23 protein-coding genes and 1 tRNA gene are annotated in these 22,071 nt (G+C 59.7%); 15 read left to right on the top strand and 9 right to left on the bottom strand.

From position 1 onward, the window contains the following. Nucleotides 1–311: 311 nt before the first annotated feature. A complete protein-coding gene (locus QN219_RS02790) occupies nt 312–890 on the top strand; it encodes an NYN domain-containing protein (protein ID WP_173510441.1) in 579 nt (192 codons plus the stop codon). A gap of 83 nt (nt 891–973) precedes the next feature. Here the strand turns inward: QN219_RS02790 and smpB are convergent, their stop codons facing one another. Further along, nucleotides 974–1,453: an SsrA-binding protein SmpB gene (gene smpB / locus QN219_RS02785; protein ID WP_173510442.1), complete on the bottom strand. Its 480-nt coding sequence runs from the start codon at nt 1,451–1,453 to the stop codon at nt 974–976. Continuing rightward, a complete protein-coding gene (gene dapA, locus QN219_RS02780; protein ID WP_283997768.1) occupies nt 1,453–2,337 on the bottom strand; it encodes a 4-hydroxy-tetrahydrodipicolinate synthase in 885 nt (294 codons plus the stop codon). The genes smpB and dapA overlap by 1 nt, the downstream gene beginning before the upstream one ends. 292 nt (nt 2,338–2,629) lie before the next feature. Here dapA and QN219_RS02775 point away from each other — a divergent pair, with 292 nt between their 5' ends. The 3 genes from QN219_RS02775 to QN219_RS02765 all read left to right on the top strand — a co-directional run bounded on the left by QN219_RS02775 (nt 2,630) and on the right by QN219_RS02765 (nt 6,502). After that, complete coding sequence (locus QN219_RS02775; RefSeq protein ID WP_283997766.1) at nt 2,630–4,693, top strand: lytic transglycosylase domain-containing protein; 2,064 nt, start codon at nt 2,630–2,632, stop codon at nt 4,691–4,693. A 159-nt stretch (nt 4,694–4,852) separates the two neighbouring features. Next, complete coding sequence (locus QN219_RS02770; protein ID WP_283997764.1) at nt 4,853–5,332, top strand: BA14K family protein; 480 nt, start codon at nt 4,853–4,855, stop codon at nt 5,330–5,332. 288 nt (nt 5,333–5,620) lie between these two features. Continuing rightward, nucleotides 5,621–6,502, top strand: a complete 882-nt coding sequence (locus QN219_RS02765; RefSeq protein ID WP_283997762.1) for an alpha/beta fold hydrolase — start codon at nt 5,621–5,623, stop codon at nt 6,500–6,502. A 111-nt stretch (nt 6,503–6,613) separates the two neighbouring features. On the opposite strand, the gene QN219_RS02760 is transcribed toward QN219_RS02765, so the two are convergent. Both QN219_RS02760 and QN219_RS02755 read right to left on the bottom strand, forming a co-directional pair. Then, nucleotides 6,614–7,663 (bottom strand): porin, encoded by a 1,050-nt coding sequence (locus tag QN219_RS02760; protein ID WP_283997760.1) that lies wholly within the window; start codon nt 7,661–7,663, stop codon nt 6,614–6,616. Nucleotides 7,664–8,317: 654 nt separating this feature from the next. Beyond that, nucleotides 8,318–8,407 (bottom strand) — tRNA-Ser (locus tag QN219_RS02755). 458 nt (nt 8,408–8,865) lie between these two features. Between QN219_RS02755 and QN219_RS02750 the strand changes: the two genes are divergently transcribed. The 3 genes from QN219_RS02750 to QN219_RS02740 all read left to right on the top strand — a co-directional run bounded on the left by QN219_RS02750 (nt 8,866) and on the right by QN219_RS02740 (nt 11,106). Continuing rightward, nucleotides 8,866–9,222: a PilZ domain-containing protein gene (locus QN219_RS02750; protein ID WP_283975788.1), complete on the top strand. Its 357-nt coding sequence runs from the start codon at nt 8,866–8,868 to the stop codon at nt 9,220–9,222. 220 nt (nt 9,223–9,442) lie between these two features. Continuing rightward, the gene (locus QN219_RS02745) at nt 9,443–9,868 is read left to right on the top strand and encodes a PilZ domain-containing protein (protein WP_283997758.1); all 426 of its coding nucleotides are present in this window, start codon (nt 9,443–9,445) and stop codon (nt 9,866–9,868) included. A gap of 113 nt (nt 9,869–9,981) precedes the next feature. Continuing rightward, nucleotides 9,982–11,106, top strand: coding sequence for a pyridoxal phosphate-dependent aminotransferase (locus tag QN219_RS02740; protein WP_283997756.1), 1,125 nt, complete (start codon nt 9,982–9,984; stop codon nt 11,104–11,106). Nucleotides 11,107–11,192: 86 nt separating this feature from the next. Here the strand turns inward: QN219_RS02740 and QN219_RS02735 are convergent, their stop codons facing one another. Continuing rightward, nucleotides 11,193–11,459, bottom strand: coding sequence for a sel1 repeat family protein (locus QN219_RS02735; RefSeq protein ID WP_283997754.1), 267 nt, complete (start codon nt 11,457–11,459; stop codon nt 11,193–11,195). A gap of 605 nt (nt 11,460–12,064) precedes the next feature. On the opposite strand from QN219_RS02735, the gene QN219_RS02730 reads away from it, so the two are divergent. Next, nucleotides 12,065–12,406 carry a DUF2147 domain-containing protein gene (locus QN219_RS02730; RefSeq protein ID WP_283997752.1) on the top strand — a complete coding sequence of 114 codons (342 nt, stop codon included), beginning with the start codon at nt 12,065–12,067 and terminating at the stop codon, nt 12,404–12,406. 51 nt (nt 12,407–12,457) lie between these two features. Here QN219_RS02730 and QN219_RS02725 read toward each other — a convergent pair whose 3' ends face one another. After that, entirely contained in the window at nt 12,458–13,159 is a 702-nt protein-coding gene (locus tag QN219_RS02725) for a glutathione S-transferase N-terminal domain-containing protein (RefSeq protein ID WP_283997750.1), read from the bottom strand. Between the two features lie 277 nt (nt 13,160–13,436). Between QN219_RS02725 and QN219_RS02720 the strand changes: the two genes are divergently transcribed. From QN219_RS02720 to QN219_RS02705, 4 genes are all read left to right on the top strand, one after another. Further along, nucleotides 13,437–13,610 carry a hypothetical protein gene (locus QN219_RS02720; protein WP_269277003.1) on the top strand — a complete coding sequence of 58 codons (174 nt, stop codon included), beginning with the start codon at nt 13,437–13,439 and terminating at the stop codon, nt 13,608–13,610. A gap of 75 nt (nt 13,611–13,685) precedes the next feature. After that, nucleotides 13,686–13,856 carry a hypothetical protein gene (locus tag QN219_RS02715; protein WP_283997747.1) on the top strand — a complete coding sequence of 57 codons (171 nt, stop codon included), beginning with the start codon at nt 13,686–13,688 and terminating at the stop codon, nt 13,854–13,856. Nucleotides 13,857–13,891: 35 nt separating this feature from the next. Further along, complete coding sequence (locus QN219_RS02710) at nt 13,892–14,254, top strand: YnfA family protein (protein WP_283998256.1); 363 nt, start codon at nt 13,892–13,894, stop codon at nt 14,252–14,254. A 157-nt stretch (nt 14,255–14,411) separates the two neighbouring features. Beyond that, nucleotides 14,412–15,914: an AMP nucleosidase gene (locus tag QN219_RS02705; protein ID WP_283997746.1), complete on the top strand. Its 1,503-nt coding sequence runs from the start codon at nt 14,412–14,414 to the stop codon at nt 15,912–15,914. Nucleotide 15,915: 1 nt separating this feature from the next. Here QN219_RS02705 and QN219_RS02700 read toward each other — a convergent pair whose 3' ends face one another. Beyond that, nucleotides 15,916–16,872 carry a lysylphosphatidylglycerol synthase domain-containing protein gene (locus tag QN219_RS02700; protein WP_283997743.1) on the bottom strand — a complete coding sequence of 319 codons (957 nt, stop codon included), beginning with the start codon at nt 16,870–16,872 and terminating at the stop codon, nt 15,916–15,918. A gap of 96 nt (nt 16,873–16,968) precedes the next feature. Here QN219_RS02700 and QN219_RS02695 point away from each other — a divergent pair, with 96 nt between their 5' ends. Both QN219_RS02695 and QN219_RS02690 read left to right on the top strand, forming a co-directional pair. Then, the gene (locus QN219_RS02695) at nt 16,969–17,988 is read left to right on the top strand and encodes a glycosyltransferase family 2 protein (RefSeq protein WP_283997742.1); all 1,020 of its coding nucleotides are present in this window, start codon (nt 16,969–16,971) and stop codon (nt 17,986–17,988) included. Beyond that, on the top strand, nt 17,981–19,489 hold the full coding sequence (locus QN219_RS02690) for a glycosyltransferase family 39 protein (protein WP_283997740.1): 1,509 nt from the start codon (nt 17,981–17,983) through the stop codon (nt 19,487–19,489). The genes QN219_RS02695 and QN219_RS02690 overlap by 8 nt, the downstream gene beginning before the upstream one ends. Nucleotides 19,490–19,563: 74 nt before the next feature. Here QN219_RS02690 and QN219_RS02685 read toward each other — a convergent pair whose 3' ends face one another. Both QN219_RS02685 and QN219_RS02680 read right to left on the bottom strand, forming a co-directional pair. Beyond that, nucleotides 19,564–20,463: a diacylglycerol kinase family lipid kinase gene (locus tag QN219_RS02685; RefSeq protein ID WP_283997738.1), complete on the bottom strand. Its 900-nt coding sequence runs from the start codon at nt 20,461–20,463 to the stop codon at nt 19,564–19,566. 81 nt (nt 20,464–20,544) lie between these two features. Then, on the bottom strand, nt 20,545–20,952 hold the full coding sequence (locus QN219_RS02680; RefSeq protein ID WP_283997736.1) for a helix-turn-helix domain-containing protein: 408 nt from the start codon (nt 20,950–20,952) through the stop codon (nt 20,545–20,547). A 102-nt stretch (nt 20,953–21,054) separates the two neighbouring features. Here QN219_RS02680 and QN219_RS02675 point away from each other — a divergent pair, with 102 nt between their 5' ends. Further along, nucleotides 21,055–22,068: a zinc-binding alcohol dehydrogenase family protein gene (locus QN219_RS02675; protein WP_283997734.1), complete on the top strand. Its 1,014-nt coding sequence runs from the start codon at nt 21,055–21,057 to the stop codon at nt 22,066–22,068. The last annotated feature ends 3 nt before the right edge of the window (nt 22,069–22,071 follow it).

The raw sequence follows: 22,071 nt of genomic DNA, 5'->3' as shown, positions 1-22,071 counted from the left end.
GCATTCGGTGCTCACATCACCCAATGACACATGGTAGAATATGACGCCTGCGCGCCGCAAGTGTTGGCCATATATGCTGATTGCATTGCGCAATGCGCTAATCGAATTTGCAGCGGCAATCGCAAATTGAGGTGTGGACCAACTGCAGCAACTGCTAAAACTAGCTATATGCGTCGTGCGCTGGTTGGATTAATGCGTGGTATAACCTACATTATTTGCAATATCAGCAATTGTTAATGTAATCCACCTATTTTCTGCGCACCCTTCGGTCGGAAGGTTCAAGATGCGCCGGCATGGAAAAGGAAATTACGATGTTCGATCCCCGCGAGAAAATCGCACTTTTCATTGACGGCGCCAATCTCTACGCCGCGTCGAAAAGCCTCGGCTTCGACATCGACTATCGCAAGCTGCTGAAAGCTTTCCAGAAACGCGGATACCTGCTCAGGGCCTACTATTACACCGCGCTTATCGAAGATCAGGAATATTCGTCGATCCGTCCTCTGATCGATTGGCTGGACTACAACGGCTACAAGGTCATCACCAAGCCGGCCAAGGAATTCACCGACTCGCTCGGGCGACGCAAGATCAAGGGCAACATGGATATCGAGCTGGCGATCGATGCTATGGAGCAGTCCGAGACGGTCGATCATCTCGTCATCTTCTCGGGTGACGGCGACTTCACCACGCTGGTCGAAGCGCTGCAGCGCAAGGGCCGCAAGGTTTCCGTGGTCTCGACCATGTCGACCCAACCGCCGATGATAGCCGACGATCTGCGACGCCAGGCGGATCACTTCATCGATCTCGTTACACTCAGAGGCGAGATCGGCCGTGAGCCCTCGGAACGCACACCGCGTCCGGTCGAGCCCGTCGCAGACGACGTCGAACTTTAAGAATTGGAGCCCATGCAGGGGCCACGCGAGCGCCCCTCACCCGGCCGGATCAGCCGCAGTTCCAGATCAGACGCGCTCTTTAATCAGCCGCGCTCCTTGAGCAAGCGGTTCTTCTGCCGATTCCAGTCGCGTTCCTTGGAGGTCTCACGCTTGTCGTGCAGCTTTTTGCCCTTGCCCAGGGCAAGCTCCAGCTTCGCCCGACCGCGGTCGTTGAAATAGATCCGCAAGGGAATCAGTGACATGCCTTCACGGTTGACGGCGCCCTGCAGCCGGTTCACCTCCCGCTTCGACAACAGCAGTTTGCGACGCCGACGGGTTTCGTGGTTGAAACGGTTCGCCTGCAAATATTCCGGTAGATAGGAATTGATCAGCCAGATTTCGCCGCCTTCGTCGGTCGCGTAGGATTCCGAGATATTGGCCTTTCCTTCGCGCAACGACTTTACCTCCGTCCCGGTCAGCACAAGACCGGCCTCGTAGGTATCGATGATCTCGTAGTTGAAGCGGGCCTTGCGGTTCTCCGCCACGACTTTCTTGACCGTGCGCTCGCTGCCTTTGGGGGCCATCAGTTCAACAATCCCGCATGCCGGAGCGCCGCATCGATCGCTTCCTCCGTGCCCGGCTCGAGTGTCGCCAGCAGCGGCGAACGAACGGCGCGGCTCATCCGCCCGAGACGATGAAGCGCATATTTGGCGCCGCAAAGGCCGGGCTCCATGAAGATAGCCTTATGGAGCGGCATCAATTTGTCCTGATACTCCAGCGCCTTTGCGAATTCACCGGCAAGTGTCGCTTCCTGGAATTCGGCGCAAAGGCGCGGCGCGACATTGGCGGTGACGGAAATGCAGCCGACCCCGCCATGCGCGTTGAAGCCAAGGGCGGTCGCGTCCTCACCCGAAAGCTGCACGAACTCCTTGCCGCAGGTCATGCGTTGCTCGGAGACGCGCTCGATCTTGCCGGTCGCATCCTTGACGCCGACAATCGTCGGATAAGCCCTTGCCAGCGCAGCCATGGTCTCGACGCTCATGTCGACGACCGAGCGACCGGGAATATTGTAGATTACGATCGGCAGCTTCACGCTTTCGGCGATCGCAGCGTAGTGGGCAAAGAGGCCCTTCTGCGTCGGCTTGTTGTAATAGGGTGTCACGACCAGAATGGCGTCGGCGCCGGCCTTTTCGGCATGCTGCGCAAGCTCGATTGCTTCGGTCGTGTTGTTCGAGCCGGCACCGGCAATCACGGGCACGCGCCTCGCCGCTGATTCCACGCAGAGTTCGACAACCTTCTTGTGCTCGTCATGGGACAAGGTCGGCGATTCCCCGGTCGTGCCCACCGGCACCAGCCCATGGCTGCCTTCTTTTATCTGCCATTCCACATGCGCGACGAAACTATCCGCATCCACCGATCCGGTGGCGGTGAACGGTGTTACGAGTGCGGGAATGGAACCCTTGAACATGCACAACTCCTGGCGGCCGCAAGGAGCACCAACTCTCACGCTTTGGCCGCAATCGACGGTTAAAAAACTGCCGCACCATAATCATGTGAAGTGGTCGCGGCAAGCGTCGTGAAGACGCATTTCATGTCGGTTTTCACTCAAACGATAGCTCTAAGGCACTGCGGCGGTCGGAGCCAATACCCGAGCGGGCCTCATGAAAACACCGCACCTACGATTTGCGGTCATCGGCAAATGCCGCTAACTTTTCGGCAGGCGGTCCGGCGGAGAACGAAGGGGAACACGGGGGCTCTTGATGCGCAGACCACTCTTTCTGCCTGTCGCCGTCATGGTCGGCGCCGCGGTGCTCGCTTCTTCGGCTCCCGCCAACGAGACCCGCCGGACAGCGGTACCGGCAAACAGGTCTGATTCCCCCAGCAAGACGGGACGCGTTGTGGATATTACGGCCGCAATATCCGCGGCCGTAGCGCCGATCGGCGCAGATTTAAAGAAAGGCCTCGACGCGCTTTCCAATCGCGAGCCCGCCAAAGCAATCGCGGTTCGCGACGGCATGCCCTCGGGAACGCTCGAGCGCCACATCCTCACCTGGGCCATCGCCGTTTCAGGTCAGAAGGGCGTTCCATCCTACGAGATCGCCGAAGCACAACGGGAACTTCAAGGCTGGCCCGGCTTGAAATCGCTGCGGGCGCATTCGGAACGGGCGCTCTATCGCGAAAACCCGCCTGCCGCGGATGTGATGGCTGCCTTCGGCGCGACCCGGCCGGAAACGGCGGAGGGGACAATCATTCTTGCCCGGGCGCTCGTGGCTCAAGGGCAAAACGCGGCGGCGGCCAATCATCTGCGCGCTATCTGGCTGAAAGACGCGCTCGACAAGGACGCGGAAACAAAAATCCTCTCGGAATTCTCCGATCTCCTGACCACCGCCGACCACAGGCGGCGCATGGAACTGCTGCTCTATCGCGCTCGCGTCGAGCAGGCGGGGCGTTTCAGCGACCTCGGCAAGGCGCAATCGCTTTATCGCGCCTGGACCGCGGTTATCCGCGGCAGCGAGAACGCGGCGGCGCTGATCAAGGCGGTCGACCCGTCGTGGCGCGATAGCCCCGCCTTTCTGTTTGTGCGCATCGAGCATCTGCGCAAGCAGGATAAATACCAGGAAGCAGCCGGGCTTCTGGCGCAAATGCCGAAGGACAGCGAAGCCCTCGTCGACCCGGGCGAATGGTGGACGGAGCAGCGCATTGTCAGCCGCGGCCTGCTCGACGAAGGTGATTTCCATGGCGCTTACCGCGTTGCCGCCAACCATGCGGCAACCGAAGCGACGGACATCGTCGACGCGGAGTTTCACGCCGGCTGGTACGCGCTTCGCGGCCTGGAGGACCCGGCAACTGCGGCAGGCCATTTCCGGAAGATTCTGGAAACATCGACCCGGCCGATCTCAGCCTCGCGTGCCTGGTACTGGCTCGGACGCGCCGCCGAAGCGGGCGGCCCTGGCGATCCGAAGGAGCATTTTGCCAAAGCGGCGCGCTATCACGGCACATTCTATGGCCAACTCGCGGCCGCGCGGCTCGGCCGCTCGATGCTTGACGTAAGCTACCCCTCGCCCACGCCGGAGGATCGCGTCCGGTTCGAACGTCGCGAGGCCGTCAGGGCCATCTCGCGCCTGGAAGCGGCCGGCCACGGCTGGCGTGCGGACAGCCTTTACCGGTCGCTGGCCGAGGAACTGACCAGCCCCGGCGAACTCGCGATGCTTGCTGCGCGGGCGGAAGAAACAGGCAATCACCAGCTGTCGCTGCAAGTCGGCAAGATTGCTTTCGCCCGAGGCGTCGATGTCGCCGCACTTGCCTTTCCGATCGGAGTGATCCCGTCCAGCGCCGATATCACCGGTACCGGCAAGGCGCTTGCCTATGCGATTGCCCGCCAGGAAAGCGCTTTCAATCCGGCCGCCGTCTCGGCCGCCAATGCCCTCGGACTGCTGCAGCTTCTGCCGGGTACCGCCAAGGGCGTCGCAAGCCGATTCGGCCTTGCCTATTCCAAGGACCGCCTGACGACCGATGCAGGCTACAATGCCACCCTTGGGGCGCACTATCTCGGCGAGCAAATCAACAGTTTTGGCGGTTCCTACATTCTGACGTTCATCGCCTATAATGCCGGCCCGCGCCGTGTGCCGGAATGGCTCGACCGTTATGGCGACCCCCGCGGTAAGCCAATCGATGATGTGGTGGACTGGATCGAACGCATTCCCTTCCAGGAAACGCGTAACTATGTCCAGCGGGTCATGGAGAACTATCAGGTCTACAAGTCCCGGTTGCGAGAGGCCGCCGACATCGTCACGGATTTGAGAATGGGACGGAAATTGCCTTAAGTTCAATCGACTTCGGCACCCTTGCTCGATCCCAGTCTGGTCCCCGGCGGAGGCGCGATCAAATGGTCGTGATCCGCCGCCGGAACATGGCACAAAATGCGGTCCCAACCATTTTCTTCCAGAAGGGATGCGTTTGTCTGAAAGGAAATGGTAAAGCCAATGAAGACGTTAGCAATTGTCGCCCTGTCGCTGGCGACGGCGATAAGCAGCGTTCCCCCCGCAGAGGCATTTCCAATCGTTCCGGCGGCAAAGCCGCAAGCCACGGACATCCAGCAGGTGCAGTTCTCTTACGAGCGCGGCGAGCATGCTAAGGGTGTGTGCCGCTTGCCTTCGTGCCGGCGCGATTATCGTGAGTCTCGGCGCGGCTATCGTGACTACCGCCGCAGTTTCTATCGCGATCGCTATCGTGACCGCTACCGCCGCTACTATCGCGACGATGACAATGATTTCGGCGCGTTCATTGGGGGCTTGGCGACCGGCGCGATCGTCGGTGGCGTGCTGAGCCAGCGGCCGAGATATTCCGGCGGCAGTGCCCATACTGAGTGGTGCTATGCGCGCTATCGGTCCTATCGGTCCTGGGATAACACCTATCAGCCGTATGGCGGTCCCCGTCGCCAGTGCTATTCGCCCTACAGCTAGGCACCTCACCGCAGCAACAGGTCATTTCACTGTTTCATTGAAGCGGTGAATGATCTAACTCTTTGAAACTGCGCAGCTCCGTGCGGAAAACCGTTACACACCTCTGCACGAATTGTGCCAATTCCGGGTTCTCCGGCAGCATGTAATTGCGCGGGAAGTGACGCGCAGCTGCGCGGGACGATCCGGCCCTAAAGTGACAATCTTCCGGTTTGATAAAGTCCCTTTGCCGGCTTGCCGTCGCACATATAGAAGCTACGATTCACTCCCCGCGACCGAATGGAGTCCATCATGGACCGGAGTGAATTTCGGGAACATCTCTTTCGAGGACAGGATGGCTTGCAGCTTTATGCCAGGTCCTACGGCCTCGCAGCATCGTCAGGTGGTACAAAGGTTCCCGTCGTCTGTTTGCCCGGTCTGACACGCAACAGCCGCGACTTCCACGAGCTCGCGGGCTTTCTCGCCTCCCCGCCGGGAGGCGGACATTTCGTCATCTCTCTTGATTCCCGTGGGCGCGGTCGTTCGGAGCGCGACGACGACAAACGCCGTTACACTGTCGCCATAGAAACCTTGGATCTCATCGCCGCCTGCGCGCATTTCGGTGTCGAGAAGGCAATTTTCATCGGCACATCGCGCGGTGGCCTGATCCTGCATCACCTCGTTGGCCTGGCCCCTACCTTGATCGCAGCCGTCATTCTCAACGACATCGGCCCGGTCATTGAAATCGAGGGACTGCTTCGAATCCGGGACTACCTCAACGCAGCGAACGGGCCGGCAAGCTGGCTTGCGGCACCTCGCTATCTGCAATCCATACATGGGGCAGATTTCCCGATCCTTCGTGAGGACGATTGGCACGGGATGGCGAAGGCGATCTATCGCGACGAAGGCGGCCTCCCGATCGCCGACTTCGATCCGGCGATCGCGGCGCAACTGCAGGCGCTCACAGCCGACACGTCATTGCCGGAACTTTGGCCGCAATTCGATGCGCTCGCCGGATTGCCGATGATGGTCGTTCGTGGCGAGCACTCCAGCCTGCTGTCAGAGGTCACAGTCGAGGAAATGAAGCATCGTCATCCAGACTTGGTGACAGTGACAGCGATGGGACAGGGCCATGCACCGCTTCTGCATCTCGATGGCCCGAGACAGGCTATAGCGGCTTTTGTTCGACGGTAGACCAGCTCGCGGACGGCAGAGCGGAAACACTCTCCCCGCAACAGGCCCTTAAAAATGGAAAAGCCCGGCTCGGGAGCCGGGCTTTCCCTAACTGACCGAGGTCAGGCCAGATTAGAAGTCACGCTGCAGGCGGAGGAAGCCGAATACTTCGTCGTCGCCGTTGTCTTCATCCTGGTACTGAACCGACAGACGGGTAGCGAGGCCTTCGGTGACCTGATAGTCAGCCGTTACACCAACGCGCCATGCATCGTCGTCACCGAAGCCGAAATTACCGTCATTCAGGCTACCAAAGTACTGGGCGCCGGGGGTGATTGCGAACTTGTCGGTTGCATTGAAGCGATACGAAGCAGCAACCGTCCACTCGGATTCAGCCCAGTATGCGTTCGGGTCGGATGCCCAGATACCAGCGAGCTGGAAGACGCCCGGGCCGAGATCTGCGGAAAGCAGAGCGCGGATCGCACCTTCTTCGAGTTCGGTGTCGAAGCCGCCGAGCAGGTCGAAGCTTACGCCGCCGAGCGTGGCGGAAACGATGCCGGCAACGCCAACGCCGTTGTCCTTGGTGCTCGTGCCTTCGAGTTCATCGACCGAGATACCGGCCTGGAACGTGCCGCCATCATAGAGATAGGCGAGCGAGTTGAATTCGGTGAAGTTGCCGAGCGTATCGGTTTCACCGTTCAGGCCCTTATCCCACCAGCTGTAGAAGAAGCCGGCCTTGAAGCCGCCGAGCTGGATGTAGGCTTCATCGACGTCGATGAAGTCGCTGTCGCCAGAGTCGGTGTCGTTATCGGCGTTGAACTCAGCAGCGAAGAAGCCGGTGAGCGTGCCGTACTCGGTGTCGCTCTTGGCATCGAACGAGATGTAAGCACGGGAGAAGACATCCCAGTCCGAGGTAGCCCGGGTAGCGGGGTCGCCGTCTTCGTTAGCATTAAAACGGCTGGTTACCTCGTCACGACCGAACGAGCCCTGAACGCGGATGAAGCCGCCGATCTTGAGGCAGGTTTCCGTGCCCGGGATGTAGAAGTAGCCCGTGCCGAAAGCGTCGCAGACGCGAACGTATTCCATGGGCTCCGGCTCGGCGGCGACGATAGCGTCGGCTGCCTGCGCGCCGGATACTGCTGCGAGAGCAGCAGCGGAGCCGAGAAGAAGGCTCTTGATGTTCATTTCTGACCTCCAGTCAAAAGTTTCAAACGGGTCTGGGTTTCTTTGCTGAAGGACAGCGTTCCCTGCCCCATCCCCAACGTTCAAGAAGTCGGACGATCAACCGCCCTTGCTTCCGGAGTTGAAAATACAAAACCGGGTGGGGCACGCAACGACCAACTTACCAGATCACCTCCTTTGCGCTGCCCTTCCCTGATCCCTGTTGCTGAAACGACACAAAATCGCCTCAGACGACCCGAGAGAATTAACAAAGTGTTAAGAAAATCCTTTTGCCACAGGGGGTTACCATGAAGGCGGAGCGAGCCGTCTGTCTCAGAAAGGGGCAGAAAATAGCCAAAAAGGGGGGCAAAACCGGGCATCAGCGGTTCCGCCTCCCGGTCTTCTCACAAACAAGATGTCGCCCAAGAGCCGCTACGCGAAATGCCTGCGAGAGCTTTTTCGCCGATTCACAGGAGAATCAACAAGCTAGATTCGCGAATCTATTGAGCCTAAGGACCTCGCCGATTCTTCAGGGAACCGGACGGCTTGCCGCGACAGGTGAACGATGAAAAGAAAGACTGGAAGGGCGGAGCGTTTGCGTGCGCGCAGACTAAGCGCCTTGCAAAGAGTCCTTGTCGAGATGAAAAATCCGCGAGCCGCTATAGGCGGACGATAAGATGGCGGAGAAGAAGGGATTCGAACCCTCGATACCGTTTCCGGTATACTCCCTTAGCAGGGGAGCGCCTTCGACCACTCGGCCACCTCTCCGTTAGCGCCTGACTAGTGTCACCGCGTCATCATTGCAAGATTTTTTTGTCAGATTTCAGGAAATCACACGATTTTCATCCTTGGCAGCGCATTGGTCGACGCTTTGTCAGGACGCATGAACACGCGCCGTGGGCAGCTTCGTCGGGCTGCGCCTCGGGAACAGGCCCCAACACCTTCGAGGCAGCGACCGATCTCATATACTGGCGCGTGCATCCGTGTTCGGAAGATCCGGGCGCCGGCTATCGCGGGTCGTAGCTCCTGCGGGAAACATTACTTTTGCCGGTGAGACAACGTCCGGCTTCGCGAAAGTCCGAAGCTCTCGCAAATAGCGCCGCCTTCGCAAGGCCGAAGCAAGGCCGTCCGCGGAAAATAGCCGCCACGCTCTCGAGCGGTTATTCCGGCGGAGGCCGACCGCAATCGCGTGGTGGATGGAAGAATCGGCATTTTCGGAGGCTGCGATGTCGATGATCATGCATGTCGCGCTGGCAAAGCCCGGTCAAGCCGCGGCGGTGTACCAGCATTATTTCATCGAGCGTCCATGCCGCATCCTCGTCATCGGCAAGCAACTGAAGGCGAAGACCAAATATCAATGCCTGCTTCGGCATATCTCGATTGGTGGTGCGATGCTCGACTTCAATGCAGCAATCATGCTGCCGAAGCACTTCTTCCTGGAAATCGACGGCTTCAAAGAGGAGATCGGCTGCGCCGAGGTCCATCGCAGCGGCACGGAGCTTGGCGTGCGCTTCAATATGCTGCTTGCCCAAGACTTTCTGCGCCGGCTGATCCGCTTGCAATTTTCCAGCGGCGGCCTCTAAGCGCCACGCGACGTTCCCGTCGGGAACTCGCGGCGACACTCAAATAAGCAAGCTCATTAGATTCTTATCGATTGCCTTCAAGGGATTGCAAGTTTCCCGCTGGAAACTGTTGAGAAGCCTTCCTGCCTTCTGCAGGCAGTGGGAGGCACCGGCAAATGACTTGTCCGGGCTTCGTGGAAACGCAATCGCCGCTTCATGCGGGGCTTCCGGAGTATGACGCATGCTGCAGTCGACCATGTATTCGCTCGCGCCCTCGCTGCTCTACGAGCGTCGATACGAGCGCTTTTCGATCGGCCAGGCCGGCACGCTGATGTCGGTGCGGCCGGCGCTCGGCGGCGTCTCCATACGCGCCTGCAAAATGATCGACATCTCGCGCGGCGGAGCGAGCTTTTCCGTGAGCACGACGATCGGGCTATCGCAGCACTATTATCTCCATATTGTCGGGACGAAATTTCGCATCGGATGCGCCGAAGTCTACCGCAAGGGAGAGCGCATCGGCGTGCAATTCATCAAGGCGATCGACGAGGCATTCCTGCACGAAATCGTGCGCGGCGAGTTTTTCACCGGTCAGAACAGAAATACTCAATCCGACCTGGCGTCGGTTTCCCGTCGTCCTGCATCCGTCAACTGGGGCTTCGTCGAGTGACCCCCAAGCCCGAGGTGCAGGCAGAACGATCTTTTCCGCAAAATCGATTCCGATTCCCGCACATATGCGGTAAGTTCCGCGGCGTTTTGTTCGAACGGGGTTCAGCTTCTCGCATGTCCGCATTCTCACGCCTCACGCCGCTTATCCAGTCTTTGCCAGCAACCATTCCCTTCGTTGGGCCCGAAGCGATCGAACGTCAGCGCGGCCGGACGATCGCGGCACGCATCGGGGCCAATGAAAGTGGATTCGGTCCGGCAAATTCGGTGCTGCTCGCCATGCAGCAAGCGGCCGGCGAGACCTGGAAATATGCCGACCCTGAGAACTACGATTTGAAGCAGGCACTCGCCGGCCACCTGGGAACCTCTCCCGCCAACATTGCGATCGGCGAAGGCATAGACGGACTGCTCGGCCAGATCGTCCGCCTTGTCATCGAACCCGGCATGCCGGTGGTGACGTCGTTCGGAGCCTATCCGACATTCAATTATCATGTCGCCGGGCACGGCGGGCGTCTGGTCACAGTTCCTTATGTCGACGATAGGGAGGATCTCGACGGCTTGCTCGCCGCCGTGAAGCGCGAGAACGCACCGCTCGTCTACTTCGCCAACCCGGACAACCCGATGGGGAGCTGGTGGCCGGCCGATCGAATCGTCGAATTCGCAAGTGCCCTGCCGGAAACGACGCTGCTCATCCTCGACGAGGCCTATAGCGAAACGGCGCCGCCGGAATCGATACCGACGATCGGCAGCTTGATCGACAAGCCAAACGTCGTACGCACGCGCACCTTTTCCAAGGCCTATGGCCTTGCTGGATCGCGCGTCGGCTACGCGCTTGCGACGCCCGGCACGGCCGCGGCATTCGACAAGATCCGCAATCATTTCGGAATGAATCGTGTCGGCGTCGCCGCAGCGATTGCTGCCCTCGCCGACCAGCACTACCTCAGGCAAGTCATTGCGAGAATAACGGCGTCACGCGATCGAATCTCTGCCATAGCGCGCGACAACGGGCTTACACCATTGCCATCGGCCACCAATTTCGTGGCCATCGATTGCGGACGCGACGCGACCCATGCGCGAGCGATCGTCGACCGCCTGATGAGTGATCACGGTGTTTTCATCCGCATGCCGGGTGTTGCCCCGCTCAATCGCTGCATCCGGGTCAGCACCGGACCCGAAGCTGAAATGAACCTGCTCGAGGCTGCCCTGCCCGACGTTCTCGGGAGCCTGGCAGCGAGCACCTAGCGCTCAACTGATCGAGCAAGGAGGCCAACCGGTTGTCCCCGCAAAGTCTCTGCGCGGCCGGGAAAGAAGCGCGGCCTGCGCGTTCATCAATGTACCGTCATCCATTCGCGAGCCGCACGCAATGCGTAGGCTAAATCGGTTTTGCTCATCGTTGCCGCCAGGTCGGCGCGCAGGTCCGCGGCGCGGTCCGAGCCCTTGATGGCGGCAATGTTCAGCCACTTGTGGGCGGCAACGAGATCGACCGGCCGTCCACGGCCCGTCGCATAGGCCAGGCCCATTTCACAAAATACGTCCGCTTGGTTTTCACCACCCATTGCGGCATCCGAAGCGAGCTGCATGTCAAAGCGTGCCATTGTCTTGTCCCTGTCTTGCCTGATTGATGTCTTGCCTGATTGATCCGGCTGAAGCGGCCCGCCCTTGGGGCGGACCTTGCTCCAAATCAGCACTTGTTTTGTCCCTGTTCAGTCGTGCCTCTTTGCGGGCCTTCCGAAAAACGCACCGTCTTTTGCAGTGTCGCTTTCGGCGGTTCGGCGGGTTGTTTTCTCCGCTCGTCTTATGGATTGAAGTATGCCGCACGGCCTTCAAAGCTCGCTTAAAATGCATGCTTAATTTGACGCAAACAAAGTTCAAACGGTTGGTAAACTTGAGCTTTCATTAAGCATCGGATCGCCTGGAACAGCGTGGATTTGCTTCAAAATTTACGAAATATTCAACTGCGGATTTCAACCAAACGCTAACCACAAAAACAGCATCAACCATCCGAACCAGCGACCTTCGCCGATTTTCCGCGGCTCTCCGGCACGCGACAAAATACAATTCCAGCGACGCTGCGGATATTTACCTTTACGTACGCGTAAGCTACGTTTCGCCCGGCGGTGGGAGACCGCTCGTTATGAGGCGTTCAGGTTGGGCCGGTACACGCTACAATACCGGCCGCTTTTCTTATCGGAGGAATTGAATGATTCGCACATTGCTCATCGCAGCGGCCGTTGCCTTCGGCACCGCCTGCTCGGCCATTGCCGCAGAACCGATCGTCGGCAACTGGAAGACTGCAAGCGGCGCCACCGCCGAAATCGTACCGTGCGGCGGCGCATATTGCGTTACCTTGAAAACCGGAAAGCACGCGGGCAAACGCATCGGCAATCTCACCGGAACCGACGGCAGCTATAGCGGCGAAATCACCGATCCGGAAAATGACAAGACCTATAGCGGCTCGGGTGCAGTCAACGGCAATTCGCTGAAGATGAAAGGCTGTGTGCTGAAGGTGCTTTGCAAATCGCAGACCTGGACGCGTCTGTAACAACGTCGAGATCATGAGGGGCACCGCTCATCGTGGTTGCCCCTCTTCATCTCAACGGGCGCGCTGCCCAAACAAGATCTTCTGCGCTTCCTGATCCTCGGCCAGGCTCTGCTGGCGGGCGCGCTCCTCCTTGCCCACTTCGATCGCCTTCTGGACAGCCGGCCGCGCAAGCACCGCCTCGAACCAGCGCTTCAGATTCGGGAAATCATTCAAGTCCTGCCCCTGGTTCTCGTGCGGGATCACCCAGCCGATGCAGGCCATGTCCGCGATGGAATAATCGCCGGCGAGGAACGGCCTATCGGCAAGACGCTTGTTCATCACGCCATAGAGACGGTTTGCCTCGTTGGTATAGCGGTTGATAGCGTATTCGATCTTCTCCGGAGCATATTGGCGGAAATGATGGGTCTGTCCCGCCATGGGGCCTAGGCCGCCCATCTGCCAGAAGAGCCATTGATCGACTTCGACGCGGGCCCGTTCGTCGGCAGGATAAAACTTGCCGTATTTGCGCCCGAGATATTGCAGGATCGCCCCCGACTCGAACACCGATATCGGCTGGCCGCCCGGACCATCGGGATCGATGATCGCCGGCATTCGATTGTTGGGTGCGATCTTCAGGAAATCCGGAGCGAACTGCTCGCCTCGCCCGATATTGACGTATTTAACCACGTAAGGAACGCCGAGTTCCTCCAGCATGATCGTGATCTTCCAGCCGTTTGGGGTCGGCCAGTAATAAAGCTCGATCGGAGCAGTCATCCTGTTTCTCCTGAGGTTGCAAGAGTAGAGAGGTAGGCATGCCTGCTGCCGCCGGCAAGACTACAGCGCCGTGCGTCTTTTCAGACGCGCAAAGGTCGCTGTGGCATGTCTGAAGTGCTGCATGTCTCGCTAAATTCACTGCGATCTGAGGAGATATGCATTAGGGCAGCTTGCGAAGATGAACCGGAGATGAACGGACATCTCAGCATAAATTCAGTTTGGTTGTGCAAAAAGGCCATTATCGATTTCAACGTGCCTCCAGCCAACGGACAGAACCATGGATATTCTCGCTCGGCGCCTCACCATCATCAGTCTGCTGATGGTTGTCTTCGCGATGACGCTCGCTGCCGCGGTCAGTGCCGATACGCAGCGCCGCCGTCAAAGCACCTATCTCGGCTCGCTGACCGACTGCACCGCCCACACGGCACAATATTGCCAGGCCAAGCTCTAGACCCCTGAAGCTCACGCAATTCCGGGCGGAAAACCGCTATTCACTTTTCGTGAAATTGCTCCAAAGGAACCGAAAATGGCTGCTCTCGCCACTTCCGCTATTCTCTCGCTCCGGGTCCTGTTGCTCACGAGCCTGCTGATGGCGCCGATCGGGGCGGTCGCTTACACCAAGGCCGCAGGCCTCGGCATCGGAAACGGTGCCGGCCTCGTCCTTTTCGTGACGCTCCAGCGTCAAGCCATGAGCTGACAGCAAGCTCGCGACCGCTCCCTCTTGCACCTGGACTGAAATTCCGATCCCTTCCCGATGAACGGCTTCGGAAAACCACGCCATCATTCGCAATCTATCTCGCGGCGGCACTTGCCAAAATCGCCGGATGCTTTGCCTTCTGGGCGTGGCTCAAGCTCGGCAAATCCATCTGGTGGCTTATGCCCGGCATGGGGTCGCTCGCGCCTTTTGCCTGGCTCTTGACGATGATCGATGCGGCTGCCGCGGGCCGCGCCTATGCCGCCTATGGCGGCGTCTATATCGCCGCTTCGCTCGCCTGGCTCTGGCTGGCCGAGGGTGTGCGCCCGGATCGCTGGGACGTGACCGGCGTCGCGCTAGCGGTCGCCGGCAGCGCGATCATCCTCGCAGGCCCGCGCTGAGCGTGCAAGCGAAAGATGCGAAAGGCAGAGTTGGGCCGCTCCGAGCGCCTTTGATTCCAGATAGTTGGAGGGAGGCCAAGGGAAATCGCGCATGTTTTTCCGCATTGCCCTGCAATCTTGTCGTTTGCTTGTCAGGAGCCGCAGCCTATAATGCGACATGAACAAACGAATCTCTTCAAACTCCGTTCTCTCCATCGCAACCCCTGAACCAATCGAGCCGCAACTCTTCGAGCATCCGGCCGAGGCCGTCGATTGCCTGGAGGCTCTCTACGAACGCAACACCCGCTTCCTCCGCGAGGCGTTCGAAGGGCTTGGAAAGAGCGATGCGCCGCTCACGCGTTTCCGTGCCTGCTATCCGCAAGTCAGCATCGAGACGAGCAGCTTCGGCCACGTCGATTCCAGGCTTTCCTTCGGCTACGTCAGTGCGCCCGGGGTCTACACGACGACGATCACCCGACCCAAACTCTTCCGCCACTACCTGAAGGAACAGCTCGGGCACCTGATGCGCAATCATGGTGTGGGTGTCACCGTATCCGAATCGGCGACACCGATACCGTTGCATTTCGCCTTCGGCGAGGCCGCTCATGTCGAGGCCTCGGCCGCCGAGACCATTGACATCCCGCTACGCGATCTGTTCGACGCGCCGGACCTCACGACGACCGACGACGAGATCGCCAATGGTTCCTACGAGCCGGGCCCCGGCGAACCGTCGCCGCTTGCTCCGTTCACGGCGCAGCGCATCGATTATTCGCTGGCCCGGCTCAGCCACTACACGGCGACCAGTCCCGCGCATTTCCAGAATTTCGTGCTCTTCACGAACTACCAGTTTTATGTCGACGAGTTCTGCGCCTGGGCCCGGCAGCAGATGGCAGAAGGCGGCAATGGGTACACCGCCTTCGTCGAGCCCGGCAATATCGTAACCCCGGCGGGTGCCGACAAGCCGGATGCCGACTATACCCTCGGACGTCTGCCGCAGATGCCGGCTTATCATCTGAAAAAAAAGGGCCATGGCGGCATCAGCTTGGTCAACATCGGCGTCGGCCCGTCCAACGCCAAGACGATCACGGACCACATCGCGGTGCTGCGCCCGCATGTCTGGCTGATGCTCGGTCATTGCGCCGGCCTCAGAAACAGCCAGCGCCTCGGCGACTATGTGCTGGCACATGCCTATATGCGCGAGGATCACGTGCTCGATGACGATCTGCCGGTCTGGATCCCGCTGCCGGCGCTCGCGGAAGTGCAGGTTGCGTTGCAGGACGCCGTTGCCGAGATGACCGGCTACAAGGGTTATGATCTCAAGCAGATCATGCGCACGGGCACGGTCGCGACGATTGACAACCGAAACTGGGAACTGCGCGACCAGCGCGGCCCCGTCAAGCGCCTCTCTCAGGCGCGCGCAATCGCGCTCGACATGGAGTCGGCAACGATCGCGGCCAACGGCTTCCGCTTCCGCGTGCCTTACGGCACGCTGCTTTGCGTGTCGGACAAGCCGCTGCACGGCGAATTGAAGCTGCCCGGCATGGCGAGCGCGTTTTACCGGACGCAGATCAGCCAGCATCTGAAGATCGGCATCCTAGCCTTGCAGAAGCTCGCGGCCATGCCGCCGGAGAAACTGCATTCGCGCAAGCTCCGAAGCTTCTACGAGACCTCGTTCCAGTAGATCACGCTTTCCGCCGCAGCAGGAGCGACAGCATCGTGCCGGCGACTGCCGAGACGATGACGAGCAGATGTGCATTGACGCTGGCTCGGCCGAGCAGTTCAAGTGAGCCGCGACCGCCAGGCGCTCCGAAGGAAATCGCTCCGGCCGCAATCGCCGCCGGGTAGGTTCCAACACCCGCCGGCGCATGAACCGGCAGCACGGAGGAGAGCTCGCCGCCAAGAGCACCGCCGAAGCTGGCAGCAAGCGGCGCCACGCCCATGATGGCAAGCACCCAGGCGAGAACCACGACCTTGACGGCCCAGTTCAGAATGGTCATCGTCCATGCACGCAGAAATCCTGGCATGTTGTCCGGGAGGCCTGCCTCCACTTCATCCAGCACGATCGCAAACTTCCCCCGCGCCAAACGCCGCGCAAGCGCAAGAACCCTTCCCTTCAGCAGAAAGAATGCGAGCGGCGAAAAGAATGCGAGCATCCAGACGAGCCAGCCGATCGACGCATCGCTCCTCTCGATCACGAGGCCGATGGTGGCAACCGTCAGCAACGCATGCAGATCGAGCAGCCGCATGACGAGCAGCGCCGATGTGCCGTGCACGAGTGGCACGCCGAATTCGGAGCGCATCAGCAGAGGAAAGCTCGTTTCGCCTGCTCGAAACGGCAACATGATGTTGAGCAGGTTGTGGACCTGTGTAACGCGAAACAAAGGCAGGAACCGGCCTGCGGTATGCCCCTGGAAATAATCATAGATGCGGTAGCAGCGGATGAAATAGGTGGAGATCAGTAGGACGAGCGCGGCAAGCACGGCCCCGATGCCAATCTCGGCCCACTGGCGCATCAGGGTCGACCAGCCCCAGACCCATTCAACGAAGATCGCGTAGGCCGCGATCGCGACTACGGAAATCAGCACCATGCGGTTGCGTGCGAGCCACGATCGCTGACTGAACTGCCAGTCCGAATTCATTCGATGCCGATTTCCTGTGCTGAACCACGCAATTCGACGTTGGTTATCACCGTTAACTGTGCAAGAAAACCTGCGACAGTACGCCGGAGATCATCCTTGAACCACACTGAAGAACCCATGGCGGCTCTTGCCGATAAATTGGAGGCCATCGAGCTGTCCGTCGTCGTCCCCGTGTTCAACGAAGAGGACAGCGTCGGGCCGCTCGTCACACGCATTCACAACGCAATGGCCGGCTTCAGCAAGCCGTGGGAACTGATCCTTGTGGATGACGGCAGCACCGACCGCACGCTTCGGAATGCCCGCGCCGAACTCTTCCGCCCGGACCTGAGGCTGAAGATCATAGAACTGCAGAAGAATTTCGGTCAGACTGCCGCCATGCAGGCCGGTATCGATGCGGCCTCGGGACGATTGATCGCGACACTCGACGGCGACCTGCAGAATGATCCCGCAGACATTCCGTACATGGTCGTGGCGATCGAGGAACGCCAACTGGACCTGCTCGTCGGGTGGAGAAAGAACCGCCGGGACGGCCTGCTGCTCAGGAAAATTCCCTCTTGGTGCGCCAACCGGCTGATCGGCAAGATCACCGGCGTCAAGCTCCACGACTACGGGTGCAGCCTGAAGGTCTATCGCGCCTCGATCATCAAGCAAGTCAAGCTGATGGGCGAGATGCACCGCTTCATCCCTGCATGGGTCGCCGGCGTCGTGCCCAGCAGTCGGATCGGCGAGATGCCAGTCACCCATCATGCCCGCCATTTCGGCGCATCGAAATACGGCATCTCACGCACTTTCCGCGTCATCCTCGACCTTTTGGCCGTGCTCTTCTTCATGCGCTACAAGGCGCGCCCCGGCCATTTTTTCGGATCCATCGGGCTTGCGACCGGCGGTTTGAGCGCACTTATCCTCTTTTATCTGGCCGTCGACAAATTCATCCTCGGCAACGACATCGGCACACGCCCGATGCTGATGGTTGGTGTGATGCTGTTCCTGTCGTCGATCCAGCTCATCACCACGGGCATACTGTCGGAGATGATGGCCCGCGCCTATTTCCGCGACGACGAGACGACAAGCTACATCGTGCGCCAGGTCTTCGAGCAGGAACAAGCCGATGCTTGACACCGTCAATCGACGCTCGGACGCGGTCTTCTTTGCCGTTTCGGGTTATTTCCTGCTGTGCGTTCTACTGCGCCTTGCCGTTTCCAACTCCCTTGAGATCGATGAGGCGGAACAGGCGTTTGTGTCGCAGTTCCTGCAACTGGGTTACGGACCGCAGCCTCCATTCTACAACTGGCTGCAATACGGCTTGGGCCAACTGCTCGGCACGTCGCTTGCGACCATGACGATCCTCAAGAACGGGCTGCTGTTCCTTTGCTGCCTCTTTTATGGCCTCGCAGCACGCCTTGTTCTTGCCGATCGGCGGCTTTCAGCGATCGCGATGCTCGGTGTGCTGACGTTGCCGCCGGTTTTCTTGCTGGCGCAGCGTGATCTTTCGCACACGGTCGCCGCGCTTTTCGCCGTATCGCTGTTCCTTTACGGCTTCCTGCGGACACTCACGCGACCGAGCCTCCTTTCCTATCTGCTCACCGGGGCCGCCGTCGGCATCGGCGTGATCTCGAAGTATAATTTCGTCCTGGTGCCGGTCGCCGCGATCATTGCCGTGCTCCCCGAGCGCGAACTGCGCGCCCGCATCTTCGAATGGCGGACGCTGGCGGCCATTGTGGTTGCCTGTCTCATCGTCCTGCCGCATGGCTACTGGGTGCTTCAGAATCTCGATTCCGCATCGAGCGGTACGTTGAACGAGATGAAGGAACGCGAGGTTGAGGGGCGGCTCCTGCAGGCGGCCCACGGTGTCCTGGCTCTCGGCTCGGCGATCATCGGCGGCAGCATCGTCACGCTGCTCCTCTTTGGACTTGTCTTTCGCGCCAAGATCCGGCTGATCTGGCGGGCCGAAAGCCAGTGGACCCGGGTCGTCGGACGCATGATTTTGCTGTGCCTCTTTGCCGTTCTGCTGATCGTTCTAGGTGTAGCGGCGACGCATGTTCGCGAGAAATGGCTTGTCCTTTTTCTCGTCCTGCTTCCGCTCTATCTCTGTCTCAAGATCGAGGCGGCGAAGATCGATTTGTCGGGCCATCTCGGCCGATTCTTCCTGCTGGTCGGGATCATCGCCGTCGGCGCGCTCGCGGTCGTCTCGGCCCGGGTCATCGTGCGGCCTTGGTACGGAGATTATTCGAGGCTGAACATTCCTTACGGAGCATTTGTCGAAGCCATCGCGCAGAGCGAAGGCAAAGAGCCAACGCTCGTTCTGACGGGCGACAAGCAGCTGGCAGGCAACATCCGCACACAATTGCGCGATGCGCTGGTTGCCATTCCCCATCTTTCGAATGTGCCTGCAGCCGATATGGCCAAACGACCAATTCTGGTGGTCTGGCGCGACGGCGAGGCCCAGGCACAGCCGGTTCCGGAGCTTCTGAAAGTGGCCTTGAAGGCTTTCAACGTCCCGGAGACAGGAATGACACCACGTTCGGTAACCCTACCCTATCTCTACGGTCGCGATTCGCAGCGATACGGTTTCAGCTACATCTGGATCGGGGAACAAGGCACCGTCGCCGGTCAATAACCCTGCCGGAGCAACTCCAGGAAAGTATGCAACGGCTTTCCGTCCGAAACTGCGTCCTTTCAAGGCGGCTGCGTCTACTGATTGCCGACCAGCAGCTTCAGTTCGCCGGGATGGATGCGCAGCGCCACGTCACGTCCCATCGGCAGAAGCTCGCCGTCAATGACGCAATTGATCTTTCTGTCCACCTTCGGGAAGTGCAGATCGACAGCGATGGCGCTCATCTCGGTGATCAAGGGGCTCGCGCGGAACTTTCCGCGCAGGATATCGAAGGCAAGTTTCGCCACCCCGGCCGGTTTCAGCGGCGGCGCCGTGTAGAAGCCTAGATGCCCGCTCGTCACGTCATCCGCGTACATCAATGTGGCATGGCCGAAGTGATTGTTCGAGACCGAAATGGCCGAAACATGCCGGCGCTCCCGGTGACCGTCGGCATCGAACTCGATCTCAAAATCCGGGGGGTTGAAGATCACGCCGATCGCCGCGCGTGTGCTTGCGCCGATCTTTCCGAGCCTTGAGGCGAAACGGTAGGATTCGCGAAAGCGTACCAGACGGGCATGCAAGCCCATCGAAAACTGATGAACGAAGGCGCGGCCGTCCGCGCTGCCGATGTCGCCATCGATGATCCTGCCATGAGCAAGGACCTCCGGCGCCTTCCAGATATCGAGCGGCAGTTTCAACGAGCGCGCGAAAAGGTTCATCGTCCCAGCCGGGATGACACCGAGCGGCATGCGGTTTTTCCACGCGACGCCGGCAGCCGCCGAAATCGTACCGTCTCCGCCGCCGGCGACAATCGCATCGAGATCGTCGCGGCGGCAGGTTCTTTCCAGCATATCGCGCATGTCACCGGCCCCGACGGCGACGACTTCGATCTGATGTCCGGCACCGCGAAAGACCTCTTCCACCCGCCGTCCGTAGGCCTCCATATCCGTCGTGCGGAATGTTCCCCCATCTCGATTGAAGATGGCTTTGACTTTCATGAAACGTCGTTTTCTCCCGGGCCTCGATCAAACATGTAGGTCACAGATAAGCGCGATGAGGAGGGTTTCCAGAGGGCCCAGTCAGGCGTCCTCGAATTTGGCTCGTGAAGCCGACCGGTTCTCGAGCGGTTTCAGTGTCATACGATCGCCGTCGCAAGAAACATTTTCATCGCCCCAGGCTTTCAGCGCCATGATAACGGGCCTCAAGCTTTCTCCCCTGGGCGTCAAGGCGTAGTCGACGCGCGGGGGGACGACCGGAAAAACAGTGCGTGACAGAAGTCCCGCCTCCTCCAGTTCGCGCAACTGCTTTGTCAGCATCCGCTGCGTCACGCTTGGCAATCTCCGCCGCAACTCGTTGAAGCGCAACGTGCCCTCGAGCATCAGATGATAGAGGATGACCCCTTTCCATTTGCCATCGATGAAGCTCAGCGTCGACTCCACCGGGCAACCCGGGAATGTGTTCGTCAGTTTTGCGCGCGGCCTGGACATAACAGTATCCTTTTCGACACTATGGGCCAAATTTGTGCATTCTTGTGCTCAGCGACTATAATGCTCATGTAGCTCCTGTTCAATTCTGCAAAGGAGCATTCGATGCGTGCCGTCGCCTACAGGATACCGCAAGCCATCACCGCCGAAACCGCCCTGATCGACGTCGATCTGCCTGTGCCCTCACCGGAAGATCGCGATCTTCTGGTCGAGATCAAGGCGGTCTCCGTCAATCCCGTCGACACGAAAGTGCGCGCCGGCGTTCAGCCGGAGTCGAACCAACCGAAGGTTCTCGGTTGGGACGCCGCCGGCGTGGTCAAGGCCGTCGGCCCGAAAGTCACACTGTTCCAAGTGGGCGACGAAGTATTCTACGCCGGCGCACTCGACCGGCCAGGCACCAATGCCGAGTTTCATCTGGTGGACGAGCGCATCGTCGGCCGAAAGCCGAAGTCGCTCGGCTTTGCCGAGGCCGCCGCGCTGCCGCTGACCGCGATCACGGCCTGGGAAACGCTGTTCGATCGTTTGAAGGTCAGTGATCCGGTGCCGGGGGCTGCCAATGCCGTGCTGATAATCGGCGGCGCCGGCGGCGTCGGATCGATTGCCATCCAATTGTTGCGCGCGTTGACGAACCTCACCGTGATCGCAACCGCCTCTCGACCCGAAACCCGCGATTGGGTGTTGAAGCTCGGCGCCCATCAGGTACTCGACCACGGTCGCCCGCTTGCCGCCGAGATCGAGCAGTTGGCGCTTGGCGCGCCTGCCTTCGTCTTCTCGACCACCAACACCGACAAGCATATCAGCGAGATCGCCAAGCTGATTGCACCGCAGGGCCGCTTCGCCCTGATCGATGATCTTCCTGCGCTCGATGTCATGCCGTTCAAGCGCAAAGCGGTATCGACGCACTGGGAGATGATGTTTGCCCGTCCGATGTTCAAAACGCCAGACATGATCGAGCAGCACAAACTGCTCAACCGCGTCGCAGAACTGGTCGACGGCGGCAAGATCCGCACGACCTTGACGGAAACGCTGGGTCCCATCAACGCGGCCACGCTCAGGAAGGCGCATCAAGCGATCGAGACCGGCCGCACGCGCGGCAAGCTCGTTCTGGAAGGGTTTTAAGCA

This window comes from Sinorhizobium sp. 8-89, assembly GCF_030124325.1.
GTDB lineage: Bacteria > Pseudomonadota > Alphaproteobacteria > Rhizobiales > Rhizobiaceae > Sinorhizobium.
This window is presented reverse-complemented; position numbering and strand designations above follow the sequence as displayed.

Coding starts and splice junctions, on each gene's coding strand:
- QN219_RS02790 (WP_173510441.1), top strand. CDS start 312: ATGTTCGATCCCCGCGAGAAAATCGCACTTTTCATTGACGGCGCCAAT.
- smpB (WP_173510442.1), bottom strand. CDS start 1,453: ATGGCCCCCAAAGGCAGCGAGCGCACGGTCAAGAAAGTCGTGGCGGAG.
- dapA (WP_283997768.1), bottom strand. CDS start 2,337: ATGTTCAAGGGTTCCATTCCCGCACTCGTAACACCGTTCACCGCCACC.
- QN219_RS02775 (WP_283997766.1), top strand. CDS start 2,630: ATGCGCAGACCACTCTTTCTGCCTGTCGCCGTCATGGTCGGCGCCGCG.
- QN219_RS02770 (WP_283997764.1), top strand. CDS start 4,853: ATGAAGACGTTAGCAATTGTCGCCCTGTCGCTGGCGACGGCGATAAGC.
- QN219_RS02765 (WP_283997762.1), top strand. CDS start 5,621: ATGGACCGGAGTGAATTTCGGGAACATCTCTTTCGAGGACAGGATGGC.
- QN219_RS02760 (WP_283997760.1), bottom strand. CDS start 7,663: ATGAACATCAAGAGCCTTCTTCTCGGCTCCGCTGCTGCTCTCGCAGCA.
- QN219_RS02750 (WP_283975788.1), top strand. CDS start 8,866: ATGTCGATGATCATGCATGTCGCGCTGGCAAAGCCCGGTCAAGCCGCG.
- QN219_RS02745 (WP_283997758.1), top strand. CDS start 9,443: ATGCTGCAGTCGACCATGTATTCGCTCGCGCCCTCGCTGCTCTACGAG.
- QN219_RS02740 (WP_283997756.1), top strand. CDS start 9,982: ATGTCCGCATTCTCACGCCTCACGCCGCTTATCCAGTCTTTGCCAGCA.
- QN219_RS02735 (WP_283997754.1), bottom strand. CDS start 11,459: ATGGCACGCTTTGACATGCAGCTCGCTTCGGATGCCGCAATGGGTGGT.
- QN219_RS02730 (WP_283997752.1), top strand. CDS start 12,065: ATGATTCGCACATTGCTCATCGCAGCGGCCGTTGCCTTCGGCACCGCC.
- QN219_RS02725 (WP_283997750.1), bottom strand. CDS start 13,159: ATGACTGCTCCGATCGAGCTTTATTACTGGCCGACCCCAAACGGCTGG.
- QN219_RS02720 (WP_269277003.1), top strand. CDS start 13,437: ATGGATATTCTCGCTCGGCGCCTCACCATCATCAGTCTGCTGATGGTT.
- QN219_RS02715 (WP_283997747.1), top strand. CDS start 13,686: ATGGCTGCTCTCGCCACTTCCGCTATTCTCTCGCTCCGGGTCCTGTTG.
- QN219_RS02705 (WP_283997746.1), top strand. CDS start 14,412: ATGAACAAACGAATCTCTTCAAACTCCGTTCTCTCCATCGCAACCCCT.
- QN219_RS02700 (WP_283997743.1), bottom strand. CDS start 16,872: ATGAATTCGGACTGGCAGTTCAGTCAGCGATCGTGGCTCGCACGCAAC.
- QN219_RS02690 (WP_283997740.1), top strand. CDS start 17,981: ATGCTTGACACCGTCAATCGACGCTCGGACGCGGTCTTCTTTGCCGTT.
- QN219_RS02685 (WP_283997738.1), bottom strand. CDS start 20,463: ATGAAAGTCAAAGCCATCTTCAATCGAGATGGGGGAACATTCCGCACG.
- QN219_RS02680 (WP_283997736.1), bottom strand. CDS start 20,952: ATGTCCAGGCCGCGCGCAAAACTGACGAACACATTCCCGGGTTGCCCG.
- QN219_RS02675 (WP_283997734.1), top strand. CDS start 21,055: ATGCGTGCCGTCGCCTACAGGATACCGCAAGCCATCACCGCCGAAACC.